The organism is Lactobacillus sp. (assembly GCF_051873315.1).
Lineage (GTDB): Bacteria > Bacillota > Bacilli > Lactobacillales > Lactobacillaceae > Lactobacillus.
In genome coordinates this window covers 1-13,035 of the sequence record NZ_JBJEES010000027.1, presented here as the reverse complement: position 1 = coordinate 13,035, position 13,035 = coordinate 1, and the positions used below count along the sequence as shown (strand labels likewise).

The window sequence follows — 13,035 nt, the reverse complement described above, 5'->3', positions numbered from 1 at the left end:
AATCAGCTTCAGCTGCTGGACAAGCAAAGATTTCGTAGTCCAAGCCGTCCTTCTTGGCAGCTTCTTGCATCTTCTTAACCAGCATACTGGTACTCATCCCTGCTGAGCAGCACAGCATAATCGTTTTTTCAGCCATTCTAATTACCTCCTAGAACTTCTCTTTACGGACATGTGTTATCGCTTACAAAGAATAGTATAGTGCCAAAGATAGATTATGTCTAGTCTATTTAAAAAATATGTTTTATTTTTTGTTAGACTTTACTTACCCATTAATAAGCAAAAAGAAAAGCCAGGTGGAAAATTCCACCTGGCTTTATGTCCAGATTATTAATGATTGGTTTCAACCATGATGTAAGACCGCTTGTTGTAGAGGTTTCTTGACCGGGAATATTCGATGTTGACCCCTGTATTAGTCCAAATGATCTGCTCAATTTCCAAAATCGGCGTGTTTTCGCTGGCGCCAAGGTACTGCAGGTCATATTCATCCGGCAAATCAGCCCGGACCCGGCGGAAGACCCCGCCGAATTTGATATGCAGCTTCTTGTGCAGGTAAGAGTAGATCGACCCCTCCAGAATTTTTTTGGACAAGGCCGGCACTTGGCTGACCGGCATGTTGGTATGCTCAATCACCAGCGGTTCCCCATCCAAAAGGCGCAGACGAACAATGTCATAAACCGGATCATTCTCGTCCAGATTCAATTTCTCACATAAGTCAGCCGAGGGGAAGCAGACTTCGAACTTCAAGATCTTGCTGCTGATCCGGTCATTGCCAACTTCAGATGACAGGCCGGCAAAGGAATTGACCGGTGAGTCGTGTTGACCCAGCAAGGTCAAGTTGGACAAGACCAGAGTCCCCAAGCCTGATTCCTTATAAACGAAGCCTTCCCGCTCAAGCAAGTCCAAAGCACTCTTGATCGTGATCTTGCTAACCGAAAACTCCTCAGCCAGTTCTTCCTGCTTAGGCAAAAAACTTTGCTGGGGATAAACACCGTCGATAATCCGCTGCTTAATTGTGTCTGCGATTAGTTGATACTTCTTCATGAACTGCCACCTTGCTTCTTAATGCGTTAATTAATAACAACGTAATTTTATTTTATCAACATCCGCAAGTTTTTGCTATCAAAAGTTAAGTACCAATAGCAAATCATCTATTATTTTTACAAAAACTTAAACATACTTTTTACATCAAAGACTCATCATAGATGGCCCGCTGGCCGCCGACATACTTTGGCCGGCGGCGAGCACAGATGATGTTGGCCTCCCCGATCTTATCTAGGGAGATCCTCAAGGGAACTACCACCGGGTGCAGGTGCATCCCGATCAAGGTACCACCGATATCGATCCCGGCTTCCCCCCGGGCGTCAATGTCTTCTACCAGTACCGCGTTGGGCAACTTTTGATAGGCGACGGTCGCGAAGGCCCCGCCGGCATGGTTTGGCTGGGGAATAGCGTTAACCTGCTCCAAGTCATACTTTTCCATTGCTTCCCGGCTGACGACCAGGGCCCGGTTTAAGTGCTCGCAGCACTGGGCTGCCATGTAGATCCCCTTTTCCGCCAAAACTTCATTAATCCCCTGGTAAAGGGCTTCAGCAACGTCAGTGCTGGTATTGGTGCCGATTGCTTCGCCTAAAACCTCGCTTGAAGAGCAGCCAACCACGAAAAACTGGCCGGCCTTGATTCCGGATGCCTCGACGATTTCACTGACGGCCTGCTTGGCCTGTCTTTGAATTTCTGCTAAATCCATCTTTTTTCCTCCAATCTTATTTCTTGCTTTGCCTGCTGCTTTTATTGTAACTCAGTCAGCAGATTCTGCCGCAGGCATAAGCATATCTGCTAAAATATAGGCAAAATAATAAAAATTCCTGTTCATGTTTAGTGAGGTGTCGCTTCCAATGCACAAGCAAAGTTTGCCGCTCAAGTTTTCTTTTGTCTTCGTTGCCCTCTCAATGGCCATTTCCCTGCTTACCGCTGCCTGGCAATTAGCAGAAGGCAAGTCCGGCAGTCTGCTCCTGGTCCTTGAGACCGGGGCTGGCCTGGTTTTGGTACTCCTGCCGGCCCTGTTAAGCAAGTGGCTGCGCTTTTACCTGCCCTCTTTTTTGTACTTTTTCTTCCTGGCCTTCATCTATTGCGCCATTTACCTGGGGGATGCCTACCACTTCTACTACATCCCTTACTGGGACAAGTTCCTCCACTTAATCAGCGGGGCCCTGCTCTTTGGATTAGCCTGGGCCATCCTGGGCTGCTTCAAGTTCAAGGAAAAGCTGCCTGCCGGCTTTTTATGCCTGTATGGGGTAGCCTTCGCCGTCTTGTGCGGGGTCCTTTGGGAATGCTATGAATTCACCTGTGACGGCCTTTTTAACATGAACCTGCAGCGCTACATGTCAGCGGGCCGGGACTTGGCCGGCCGGGCAGCCTTGATGGATACCATGGGTGACTTGATCGCCGACCTTGCCGGCAGCCTCATCTTCAGTCTGGGCAGCTACCTCCGGCTGAAGCAGGATCCGGCCTGGATTGAGAGCTTCTTTTTCAAAAAATACAGCCCGGACGACTAGTTAACCGTCCGCCGGACCGCGGCCAGCAAGGCCTGCTGAGAGAGGTCCTTCTTTTTCAAACTGGCTAAAACATGCCGGTCAATCGTTCCCTTCGTCAAAAGATGGTGAATGATGACCGGCTTTTTCTGTCCCTGCCGGTAAAGACGGCCGTTCATCTGCTGGTACTGCTCCAGGCTCCAGGGCAGGGTAAACCAAATCAAGGTGTGGCCCCCCTCTTGCAGGTTAAGGCCCGCTCCGGCACTGGCCGGCTGGACCAGCATGACCGGGATCTTGCCCTTGTTCCAGCGGCGGATCATGCCGGCAGAGCCGTCAAAAATTTCTGCCTTGACCCCGTTTTTCTGGTAAAAGGCTAAAAGGCGGGCAGCATCAGACTTGAAATAATAGGCCACCAGGCTGGGCGTGGCCGTATTTGCCGTTAAGTAGAAACACCTTTCCAGTTTCCCGGCAAAAATCTCCTGGTAATGCACCCCGTCTTCTTCATAGATGGCCCCGCTGGCTAATTGCCGCAAGCGGCCAGCCAAAACGGCCGCGTTATCGGCGGTAATCTCCTGGCCAGGCAAGTCCAGGACCTGTTCTTTCTTCAGCTGCTGGTAGCTCTTTTTGGCCTTTGGGGGCATTTCCACCCAATCCAGGCTCTCTGTCAGTTCTGGCAATTTCAGCCTGGTATTTTTCATGGAGATGACGATATCGTCGATGGCCTGGTAGATTTTTTCCTCACTGCCTGGCAAAAGCCGCCACTTGACCGGATGATTGTTGACCAGCAGGGTCGGCTCAAAGTACTGCTGCCGGTAGGCCGTGATGCTTTTGCCCAGCCTTTTTCCTTGGTCCAAGAGATAAATTTGCGACCACAAGTCCTGGAGGGAATTAGGCGCCGGAGTCCCGGTCAGCTCAATCAAGCGCTGAATCCGCCTCCGCACGCTCTTTAAGGCCTTGAAGCGCTGGGAAGCCGGCGACTTGAAAGACTGGGACTCGTCGATGACTACATTTTTAAAAAGCCAAGGGCCCAGGTCAACCAACTTGCTGACCAGGTCCCGGCTGGCAAAATACAGCTGCCAGTCGCCCTTGGCGGCTTTAGCCGCGGCGTCTTCGTAGAGGGCCTGCCGGTCGGCTGGGGTCAGCTGGCGGCCTTTTTTATCAGTTAAAAAAGACTGGGTCTTAAAAGGCAAGTCCCACTTGTCAATCTCATCTTGCCAGGTTGACTTGGCCACGGTCTTTGGCGCGATCACCAAGATGTGCCCCTTCATCCCCTCTTCGCGTAATTTGGCCAGGGCAGCCAGAGTAGTCAAAGTCTTGCCCAGGCCGATATCCAAGAAAATCCCGCAGTAAGGATGCTCCATAATAAAGTTCATGCTGTAGAGCTGGTAGTCATGCAGGGGCAAAGTCTGCCCGCCTAATTTGACTTGGGCATCGACCATTTGACCAGAAAAAGACTTAGTCTTTTCTTTTGCTACTATTACTTCTTTAACTTCTTTTTCTTCTGTATTATCTGTTTTTTCCTCATTTGGCTTTTTCGCAGCCATGATGACCCCGTCCAGCTGCAATTGCCAATTGCCTTTTTTCTCGACCTGGCTGAGAGTCAAGGTCACCACTTGCTCGGCCGGGACTTCCTGGCCAAAAATCTGCTTGAGCTTGCCGCTTTCTTCTTTGGCCAGCCAGGGCAGGACCCCTTCGGCCGCCTCAAAAGAAGCGACTGCTCCAGGTAAATTCGCTTCTAAATGGCCGCAGACCAGCTGCCAATCTTTCAAGGTCACGAAAGCATAGGGCTTCTGGTGAACCGGCAGGCCGGCTAATTCTTCTGCTGCCTGCACCTGCCGCAATTCTTCGGCCGAAACAAATGATGTCAAGTGGCTCTTGACCACTTTTCCTTGGACGCGCACGTTTTCTCCTGGCATACTCCACCTCCTTAGCTGCTATTATTTAATTATGCCACAAGGCCATGAAAAAAAGGCCTGGCGGCCTTTTTCTTCGCTATTCGTTACTAATAGAAGCGGTAGTACTTCTTCGTGTCGACCTTGACATCCCCTTGAGTCAAGTATTCGCTGAACATCTGGACATAGTCCTTATCCAAGGAAAATTCGATCTTGTCCAAGCTGTATTCAGGGTAGAAGCCGCCCCCGTTAGCCCGGTAGTTGTTGACGGCCAGGTGGTAGACCTGGTCATCTTGAATATCCTGGCCCTTGAGCTTCAGCTTGGTCAAGCGCTGGCCAACCGGCTTGGAGAGGTCAGCCTCGTACTCCAGTGGATAAAAGACATCAAAGTGGTAAAGTTCCGGCTTTGGCTTCAGATAGCGGTCAATAAAGTGGATCTTGCCATCTTCGTCTTTTTCCAAAAAGCTGGCTGTATGCTCAACGATATGGCGGAGCTCTTTGCCAGTCAATTTGACGCTGACCAATTGGTTGGCGTATGGGTAGTTCAAAAGAATGTCCCGCATGGTCACCGTCTTGCCAAAGCCCTTGGCCACATCGTTCATCACAGCTGTGGCTGAGAGGTCAGCGTGGGTGAAGTAGAGCTGCATCTGCTGGAGCAGGTTGATGAAAGGTGCCCCTTCAATCCGCCCCTTGTTGGCGTCTTCAATTGGCGCCGGCTGGTCCAGGTGGGCAATTGGCTGGTCAAGCCATTTCTGAGTGGCTGCATCAAGTGGCTTAACGATTTCCTCAACTTCTGGATCTGAATCAAAGTCCTTGGTATCGATCAATTCGCTGGTTGCCTGCTTTACCTTGAAGCCTGCTGGCGTCTTTTCCAGGTCCAAAACTACTTCAGCGATTGCCTCGCCCCGGTAGCCCGGCTGCACGCATGGCTTGCCGGACGGGCTGATCATGTTCAGTCTCCGGTGCTGGTGGCCCGTCAGCATCACGTCGACTTCCGGGATCTCGGTCAGAATCCGGTAGCCTTCATTTTCCCCGTTGTGCGGTTCAGTCGCTTCCCCGCTGGCAATGTCGCTTTCAAAGCCGCCATGGTAAAGGACAGCCAGGACATCGACCTGCGGCTTGATGATCTTGGCAAAATGGGCAATCTGCTCGTAGGCCGACTTAAAGGCCAGGCCCTTGATCCGGTCAGCCGCTTCCCAGTGAGGAATGTATTGGGTGGTAATCCCTAAAACGCCAACCTTGACCCCGCTTCTTTCCAAGATCAGGTAGTCCCGGCCCAGAGTCGGCACCTGGGTTTCGGCGTCTAAAATATTGCAGTTGACGAATGGGGCCTTGTTGTTGTCCACGTAGTAGGCCATGTAGTCCTGGCCAAAGTTAAAGTCATGGTTGCCCAGGCAGCGGACGTCATAGCCAACCGCGTTGTAGGCGGCGGTAAAACGGGCCAGGTTGTCCAAATTCTTGCTGCCATGGGTGTAAGCAGCTAAGGGAGACCCCTGCAGGCAGTCACCGGCATCAGTCACGATCACGTGGTCTGCCCCCCACTTGGCCTTTTCAGCCTTGATGGCGCTGGCTACCCGGCTCAGACCAAAGGGAGCGTCATATTCGCCCGTGGTCTGGTAGTCAGTTGGCAGCAGGTAGCCGTGGGTGTCGCTTGAATGTAAAAAAACCAGTTTCATTTTTCGAATTCCTCAATCCTAATTTTTGGCATAAAAAAAGACACCAGAAAAAACAGGTGCCTTTTAAATTAGTCGTTATCGCTAGCGCTGTTTTCGCTGACTACTTGACGACCCTTGTAGTAACCCTTAGGGGAAACACGGTGGCTCAAACGGTATTCACCAGTAGTTGCGTCGTAGTGCATTGCTGGCACGCTGAGCTTCAAGTGAGCGCGACGTGAACGTTTCTTTTGCTTAGAAGTATGTCTTGCAGGAACTGCCATTTATAACTGATCTCCTTTATTGTAGTATCACAGTATCAGGTCGTTGACCTAAATACTCAAGTAATTAAATAATACTATTGCCTGGCAAATAAATCAAGAAAAACCTTACTTTATTTATTTGCGGGAGGCAAATTCAAGCGACAATCTGTCCCCAATTGCCGGGAACAAGTTGTACAATTTGGCCAAAGCCGCCAGGCTGACCGGCAGGTTGAGCTCACGCTTGTTTGAGCCGAAGTAGTGGACTACTTCCCAAGCCACGTCGTCTGGATCAAGCATGAAAGCCTGCACATTCTTGACGTACTGGCCACTTGCATCGGCAATGTTGAAAAAGTTGGTGTAAACCGGGCCCGGGTTGACGGTCATAACCTTGACGCCGAAAGGCTTCAGTTCAAGGCGCAGGACGTTGGAGAACTGGATTACGGCTGCCTTGGCGGCGCTGTAAGCAGCTGACTTGGTCGTCGGCACCTTGCCGGCCATGGAGCCGAAGTTGATGATCTGCCCGCTGCCCTGCTCCAGCATGAGCCGGCCGAAAAGCCGGGTCATGTACATCAAGCCCAAGACGTCGACTTGGAACATTTCCGTAGCGTCCTGCATGTCAGCTTCCATGAATTCTTCAAACTTGCCGAAACCAGCCGCGTTGACCAGGTAGTCGATATGCTTGACCTTTTCCTTGACTTGGGCAAAAGCCGCTTCAATGTCGCTGGCCAGGCCCAAATCTGCCTTAACGGCAAAAGCTGCTGAGCCAGACAACTCTCTGGCTTCAGCCGCGATTTCCTCCAGCTTGTCCAGGCGACGGGCCAGCAAAACGACCGTAGCGCCCCGGCTGGCGCTTTCCAGGGCGATTGAGCGGCCAATCCCGCTGCTGGCCCCGGTAATAACTACAACTTTATTGCGTAATGAATCATTCATCTTTAAACACGTTAACCTTTCATTGGAACTACGAAGCTGTCCAGGTCCCTGGCCAGGGTCGTGGCCGGGAAAATCTCCCGGGCCTGCTTGACCATCTGGCTGGCCAGAGGGCCCACGTAGCGGGCCGAAACATGAGTCAGGTACAAATGCCCAACCTGACAGGCGGCGGCCGTCTCAGCGGCTTGTGTGCACGTTGAGTGGTAATAATCCCTGGCCAGCTTGCTTTCGCTGGCGTCAAAAGTTGCTTCATGGACTAAGACGTCGGCATGGTCGGCTAAGCGGCGGATTGAAGGTGTGGACCGGGTGTCGTAAATCACGGTCACCACCCGGCCTTTTTTAGCCGGACCCAGGAAGTCCTTGCCGTTTAAAACCGTGCCGTCAGCCAACTCGACCTGCTCGCCCCTCTTTAGTTTACCAAGGAGCGGCCCGTTTGGCACTTTAAATTCTGCCAATTTATCCATTAAGAGCTCACCGGCCTTGTCAGCCTCGACTACCCGAAAGCCCCAGCTGTCGATCCGGTGATCCAGCTTTTCAGTATAGACTTCAAAGCCCCGCTCGCTGACGATCTTGCCCGCCTCTTCCAGGGTAACGAATTTAATTGGATAGGAAATCTTGGTTTTGGAAATCCTGAGAGATGTCTTGACAAACTGTTCAATCCCTGCTGGCCCATAGATGGTCAAGGGGCCAACGTCACCTTGAAAAGACCTGGTTGACAAAAGGCCCGGCAGGCCAAAAATATGGTCGCCGTGGTTGTGTGAGATAAAGATCTTCGTGATTTTGCGCAGGCGGATATTGGTGCGCAGAATCTGATGCTGGGTTGCTTCCCCGCAATCAAAGAGCCAAATCTCGTTCAGCTCATCCAGTAGTTTTAAAGCCAGGCTCGAGACGTTCCGCAATTTTGACGGCTGGCCCGAGCAGGTTCCAAGAAATTCCAGTTCCATTTAACTCCCATTCTTTTCCAATTAAAAAAGGCTAATTCGATTCGCTGGCGCGAACCATTTCTTTGACGACGTACGCGCTATAGTAGTTTTGCCCCACGTCATTCGGGTGGGTCTTGTCGCCGTAAAACCAGCTGGACTGGCTGTGCGCGTAGCCATACCAGTCAATGACGGTCAAGTTCTTGTACTTTTTAGCCAAGGCCTGCAGCTGCTGGTTGACCTGGTTCTGCCAGGACCGGGTCGGCACGACGACATTGATCCAGAAAAGATGACGCTTTGGACCCACAATCTGCATGATCTGCTTAACCTCATCATCAGTAAAAGGCCCGTTGGTCCCAAGGCCGAGCAGGACATTGTCCTGCAGTTCGCCCTTTTGGGCATAAGACTGAAGCAGCTGAGGAGCCACGTCAGCCTGGCGGGAAACCGTAGCATCGATAACCGCGTGCGGCATAAGCTGGTGCAAGATGTCACTTGAAGAAGCCATGACCGAGTCGCCGATTGCCGTAACTTGCAGCTTTTGCGCTTCCTGCAGGTCAGCCTGGCTGATTCCGTACTTCTCAAATTCCTGGTTGACCTTTTTCCCGCTGGTCTTAGACTTAGTCGTTTTTGACTTGGTCTTGGCCTTGGACGTCTGCGTTCTCTGACTGCTAGACGACTTCTTGGCCGCCTTTTGCGAGCTCTTGATTGATTCCAAGGCCTTCTTGTTCATCTCAGCCTGCTGCTTGGAGTTGTCATTGATCGTCTTGATCAAAGCCCCATCCTTGTTGTCAGCCTTGGCCAGCGGGGAGAAGATAATTCCGCCGCTGCCAATTAGGAAGACCAGGAAGAAGGCCGCGGTCTGCAGCCAGCTTTTTGAAACCTTGACCGGCCAATGGAAGAGCTTGGCCAGATTGTAGCGGATGCCTTCCCCGGTATAGCGTCTTTTTTCAAAAAGCCGGTAAGTCAGTTCACTGATCAAGAGAATCAAGACGACTTCGATCACCCGGTAAAGGGCAACGTGGTCGGCCAGGTCACTGACCCAGCTTTCAAAAAAGATCATGACCGGGAACTGGTAGAGGTAGATTTCATAGCTTCTTGACCCCAGCCAGTCAAAGACCGGGTTGGTCATCAGCCGGTTCCAGATTCCGACCGGAGCCGCGATCACAGCGGCGAAAACCGTCACGAAGAAGCTGAAGATAAACATCCCCCCATAATATGGGAAAGCCGTCTGCGCGTTCATCAAAGGCGAGAACATAAGCAGCAGCATCCCAAACAGCGTGGCTAAACCAGTCCAGTTGAGGACGACCCCATCGCTTTTGGTGAAACGGTTGTCCAGCTCCTCAAAAGGCCAGAGGATGGCCATGGCGCTGCCCAGGCCCAAAGAGAAGAAGCGGGTGTCGGTTCCATAGTAGATTCGGCTGGTATCCTGGCCTGGCCGGAAAAGCAGGGCCATTTCGACTGCCGACAGAACTGACAGGCCAACCAGAACCCAGAAAATGTTCCGCCGCCTTTTGACGAATTTGACCAAGAGGGCCATCACCAGTGGCCAGAGCAAGTAGAACTGCCAGTCGATCGCCATCGTCCACAAGTGAGTAAAAGGCGATTCATTATTGGCGAAACGTTCAAAGTAGCTCTGTCCGTTAAAAATCTGCCACCAGTTATACACGCCCAGCAGGTTGCTGGCGACGATCTGGTAGAGCTTGTTTAAGAGGTTGCGCTGAAAAAGCACGATATACGCGCTGGTCAGCCAGAGCATGGCAATCAGCGGCGGGTATAAGCGCTTAAAGCGGCGTTGGTAAAAAGCCCTAATGTCAAAATAGCCATGATTGCGGTAGGCAGCCATAATCTGATCAGTTACCAGATAGCCTGTCAAAACCAGAAAGATCGGCACGCCCAGGTAGCCTCCGCCAAAGTGGTCCGGGTCCAGGTGATACAGGATTACCCCAATTACGGCCAAAGCACGCAAACCAGCATAGCCAGTAATGTATCGTTTCTTCATTTTTTCAATTCTCTAACTTTCGTTTCTCTATTCTAAAAGTCTCAATCTATCCTTTATTGCACGAACTCGAAGCTGAAGTCGCCAATGTAAACGTCGTCTCCATCGACAGCGCCTTGCGCCCGCAGTTCATCATCAACGCCCATCTTCTTCAAGCGGCGGGCCAGGCGCATGATCCCATCCTGGTGGTCCAGGTTGGTCATGGCTACCAAGCGTTCAAGCTGCTCGCCGTGAATTTCAAATTCATGATCAGCAAGCTTTTCAACCGTGAATTCCATCTTTTCTGGCCGGTGGTACTTGTAGGTCTTAGTCTTGACCTCTTCTTGCGGCTTGACGGCGGCTGCTGCTTCTTGGGCTTCAACCTCGCTGACCAAGTCAGCCGCCCGGCTCATCAAACGGTCAACGCCTTGGTGGGTGACGCTGGAGAGTTCGTAAACTTCCTGGTCAACCCCATGAGCAGCCAGGTCCTTTTTGAACTGGGCTAATTTTTCATCAGCACCTGGAATGTCCATCTGGCTGGCCACGATGATTTCCCGCTTGCTGGAGAGGTCATCTTCCGTATATGAAGCCAGTTCGTGCAAGATGGTTTCATAGTCTTCGTAGGCATCCCTGCCGTTGTTTGGGTCCATGGAGACCATGTGCAGGATAACCTTGGTTCTTTCCACGTGGCGCAGGAACTGGATCCCCAGCCCTACCCCCTGGCTGGCCCCTTTGATCAAGCCCGGCAGGTCGGCCATGGAGAAGTCCAGGCCGTCTGGCAGCAGGACCATGCCCAGGTTTGGCTTCAAGGTAGTAAACTGGTAAGCCGCGATCTTCGGCTTGGCACTGGTGACGACTGACAGAAGGGTTGACTTGCCGACAGACGGGAAGCCGACCAGACCAACATCAGCCAGGACCTTCAGTTCCAAGCGGAGGGTCCGGAATTCACCTGGTTCCCCGTTTTCCGCGATTTCCGGGGCCGTGTTGACGCTGGTGGCAAAGTGGATGTTGCCCCGGCCGCCCCGGCCGCCTTTAGCAACGACCAGTTCCTGGCCGTCCTTGACCAAGTCACCGATTTCCTCACCGGTGAAAAAATCATAGACGGTCGTGCCGACTGGCACCTTCAGGTAAAGGTCCTTGGCCGCCTTGCCGTATTGGGCCTTGATGCGGCCGTTTTCGCCAGGCTCAGCCTTGAACTTGCGCCGGTAGCGGAAGTCCATCAAGGTTCTGAGGCCATTGTCGGCCACAAAGATGATGGAGCCGCCCCGGCCGCCGTCACCGCCAGCTGGTCCGCCATTAGGCATGAATTTTTCATGGCGGAAGGCCACCATGCCGTCCCCGCCCTTACCGGCTTGGACTTCAATTTTAGTTTGATCAACAAATGTTGAAGGAGTTGGCATTCTTGTTCTAACCTTTTCTTTCTTTCGTTAATTGTTACCATTTAATAATAAGCTATTTTGCCCAATAGCTAAAGGGAAATTTTGACAGCCTGCGCCTGGGTTAAAGTCAGTCCCGCCTTGCGCAGATCGTCGATTGAAGCTTCCTTGATCTTCTTTAAAGAGCCAAACTTCCGCAAAAGCTTGGTCCGGCTCTTAGGGCCGATGCCCTTGATGGAGTCAAGCCGGCTGACCAGGGAATTCTTGGCATGGGTCTGCCGGTGGAAGGTGATGGCGAAGCGGTGGACCTCATCCTGGATCCGGGTCATAAGGTAAAAGCCCTCTGACTTCGGGTCCATTGGGATCATTTTAAAAGGCTGGCCGTTAAAAGGATCACCGTACAAGAGGTGGTTGGTCCGGTGCTTGTCATCTTTTACCATCCCGGCTACCGGAATATCCAGGTTCAGCTCATTTCTTAAGACGTCCTCGCAGGCTTCCACCTGAATCTGCCCCCCGTCCATCAGGATGAGGTCCGGCATTCTTTCATGTTCTTTTAACAGGCGGCTGTAGCGGCGGCGGACGACTTCCCGGGTGTTGCCGACTTCATCGGCGCTGTTTTGGTGCTCGACTTCCCCCTTCAGCTTGAACTTCCGGTAGCCAGTTTTAAAGGGCTCCCCGTCTTTAAAGACAACCAGGGCCGAGACCGGGTCTGCCCCTTGAATATGGGAGTGGTCAAAACTCTCAATGTATGACCCGTAAGGCAGACCCAGGGCCTTGAAAATTTCTTCCTGGGCCCCCTTGGTCTTGCGCTGGCCGAGCTCCAGCAGGCGGAACTTGTCATCCAGCTTCAACTGGGCATTTTCTCTGGCCATCTCCATCAAAGAAGCCTTCTGCCCTCTTTGCGGGGTCCGGACCTTGATGCCGATCGCCGCTGCCAGTTCATCCTGGTCGATGCCTTTAGGCACCAGGACCTCCCTGGGCTTAACCCGGTTTTTTTGCGCGTAGAACTGGGCAATAAAGGACATGAATTCGTCTTCCGGATCAGTTTCATCAGTCAAAGGAAACATGTGCGATTCCCGCCGCAAGAGCTTGGCTTGCCGCAAAAAGAAGACCTGGATGGAAATCCAGGACCGGTCCACGTAATAGTTGAAGATGTCTCTTTGGGTATGGTCGTTGGAGATGATCTTCTGCTTTTCAACCGTTTCTTCAATGTATTTGAGCTGGTCCCGGAGTTCCCCCGCCCTTTCAAATTCCAGGTTGGCTGAAGCTTGCATCATCTTGTTCGTCAAGTCTTTCTTGACTTCCTGGATGTCCCCGTTCAAAAAGCGCTTGATCTTCTTGATCTGCTCATCATATTCACTTTGCGGCACTTCCTTAAAGCAGCTGCCCAGGCACTGACCCATATGGTAGTAAAGGCAAGGCCGGCCAGTATAGCCGCTGCAGCGGCGCAAAGGAAAGACCTTCTGGATGAATTTTAAAGTCGCGCTGGCCGCGTAGACGTT

The 13,035-nt window shown here is 52.0% G+C and carries 12 protein-coding genes; 1 reads left to right on the top strand and 11 read right to left on the bottom strand.

Translation table 11 applies throughout. The features are described from left to right. From ACI32D_RS01270 to ACI32D_RS01260, 3 genes are all read right to left on the bottom strand, one after another. Positions 1-136, bottom strand: a 136-nt coding sequence (locus ACI32D_RS01270; protein ID WP_439774853.1) for a PTS sugar transporter subunit IIB, incomplete at its 3' end; no start/stop codon positions are given. 191 nt (positions 137-327) lie between these two features. Beyond that, the gene (locus tag ACI32D_RS01265; RefSeq protein ID WP_439774852.1) at positions 328-1,041 is read right to left on the bottom strand and encodes a GntR family transcriptional regulator; all 714 of its coding nucleotides are present in this window, start codon (positions 1,039-1,041) and stop codon (positions 328-330) included. A 139-nt stretch (positions 1,042-1,180) separates the two neighbouring features. Further along, a complete protein-coding gene (locus ACI32D_RS01260; RefSeq protein ID WP_439774851.1) occupies positions 1,181-1,744 on the bottom strand; it encodes a TIGR01440 family protein in 564 nt (187 codons plus the stop codon). 148 nt (positions 1,745-1,892) lie between these two features. Between ACI32D_RS01260 and ACI32D_RS01255 the strand changes: the two genes are divergently transcribed. Then, on the top strand, positions 1,893-2,552 hold the full coding sequence (locus tag ACI32D_RS01255; RefSeq protein ID WP_439774850.1) for a hypothetical protein: 660 nt from the start codon (positions 1,893-1,895) through the stop codon (positions 2,550-2,552). Here ACI32D_RS01255 and ACI32D_RS01250 read toward each other — a convergent pair. The 8 genes from ACI32D_RS01250 to uvrC all read right to left on the bottom strand — a co-directional run. After that, positions 2,549-4,444, bottom strand: coding sequence for an SNF2-related protein (locus tag ACI32D_RS01250; RefSeq protein WP_439774849.1), 1,896 nt, complete (start codon positions 4,442-4,444; stop codon positions 2,549-2,551). The genes ACI32D_RS01255 and ACI32D_RS01250 overlap by 4 nt on opposite strands. Before the next feature lie 86 nt (positions 4,445-4,530). Then, the gene (locus ACI32D_RS01245) at positions 4,531-6,096 is read right to left on the bottom strand and encodes a bifunctional metallophosphatase/5'-nucleotidase (RefSeq protein WP_439774848.1); all 1,566 of its coding nucleotides are present in this window, start codon (positions 6,094-6,096) and stop codon (positions 4,531-4,533) included. Positions 6,097-6,164: 68 nt separating this feature from the next. Then, a complete protein-coding gene (gene rpmF, locus ACI32D_RS01240) occupies positions 6,165-6,356 on the bottom strand; it encodes a 50S ribosomal protein L32 (RefSeq protein WP_003614010.1) in 192 nt (63 codons plus the stop codon). A 114-nt stretch (positions 6,357-6,470) separates the two neighbouring features. Continuing rightward, positions 6,471-7,265, bottom strand: a complete 795-nt coding sequence (locus ACI32D_RS01235; RefSeq protein WP_439774847.1) for an SDR family NAD(P)-dependent oxidoreductase — start codon at positions 7,263-7,265, stop codon at positions 6,471-6,473. Positions 7,266-7,276: 11 nt separating this feature from the next. Continuing rightward, a complete protein-coding gene (rnz, locus tag ACI32D_RS01230; protein ID WP_439774846.1) occupies positions 7,277-8,206 on the bottom strand; it encodes a ribonuclease Z in 930 nt (309 codons plus the stop codon). Between the two features lie 31 nt (positions 8,207-8,237). Then, a complete protein-coding gene (locus ACI32D_RS01225; protein ID WP_439774845.1) occupies positions 8,238-10,181 on the bottom strand; it encodes an acyltransferase family protein in 1,944 nt (647 codons plus the stop codon). Between the two features lie 53 nt (positions 10,182-10,234). After that, positions 10,235-11,557, bottom strand: coding sequence for a GTPase ObgE (obgE, locus tag ACI32D_RS01220; protein ID WP_439774844.1), 1,323 nt, complete (start codon positions 11,555-11,557; stop codon positions 10,235-10,237). Positions 11,558-11,625: 68 nt separating this feature from the next. Continuing rightward, on the bottom strand, positions 11,626-13,035 hold a 1,410-nt coding region (gene uvrC, locus ACI32D_RS01215), incomplete at its 5' end, for an excinuclease ABC subunit UvrC (RefSeq protein WP_439774843.1).

Excerpts from the sequence above, each read along its gene's own strand:
- ACI32D_RS01265 (WP_439774852.1), bottom strand. The coding sequence starts at position 1,041 with ATGAAGAAGTATCAACTAATCGCAGACACAATTAAGCAGCGGATTATC.
- ACI32D_RS01260 (WP_439774851.1), bottom strand. The coding sequence starts at position 1,744 with ATGGATTTAGCAGAAATTCAAAGACAGGCCAAGCAGGCCGTCAGTGAA.
- ACI32D_RS01255 (WP_439774850.1), top strand. The coding sequence starts at position 1,893 with ATGCACAAGCAAAGTTTGCCGCTCAAGTTTTCTTTTGTCTTCGTTGCC.
- ACI32D_RS01250 (WP_439774849.1), bottom strand. The coding sequence starts at position 4,444 with ATGCCAGGAGAAAACGTGCGCGTCCAAGGAAAAGTGGTCAAGAGCCAC.
- ACI32D_RS01245 (WP_439774848.1), bottom strand. The coding sequence starts at position 6,096 with ATGAAACTGGTTTTTTTACATTCAAGCGACACCCACGGCTACCTGCTG.
- rpmF (WP_003614010.1), bottom strand. The coding sequence starts at position 6,356 with ATGGCAGTTCCTGCAAGACATACTTCTAAGCAAAAGAAACGTTCACGT.
- ACI32D_RS01235 (WP_439774847.1), bottom strand. The coding sequence starts at position 7,265 with ATGAATGATTCATTACGCAATAAAGTTGTAGTTATTACCGGGGCCAGC.
- rnz (WP_439774846.1), bottom strand. The coding sequence starts at position 8,206 with ATGGAACTGGAATTTCTTGGAACCTGCTCGGGCCAGCCGTCAAAATTG.
- ACI32D_RS01225 (WP_439774845.1), bottom strand. The coding sequence starts at position 10,181 with ATGAAGAAACGATACATTACTGGCTATGCTGGTTTGCGTGCTTTGGCC.
- obgE (WP_439774844.1), bottom strand. The coding sequence starts at position 11,557 with ATGCCAACTCCTTCAACATTTGTTGATCAAACTAAAATTGAAGTCCAA.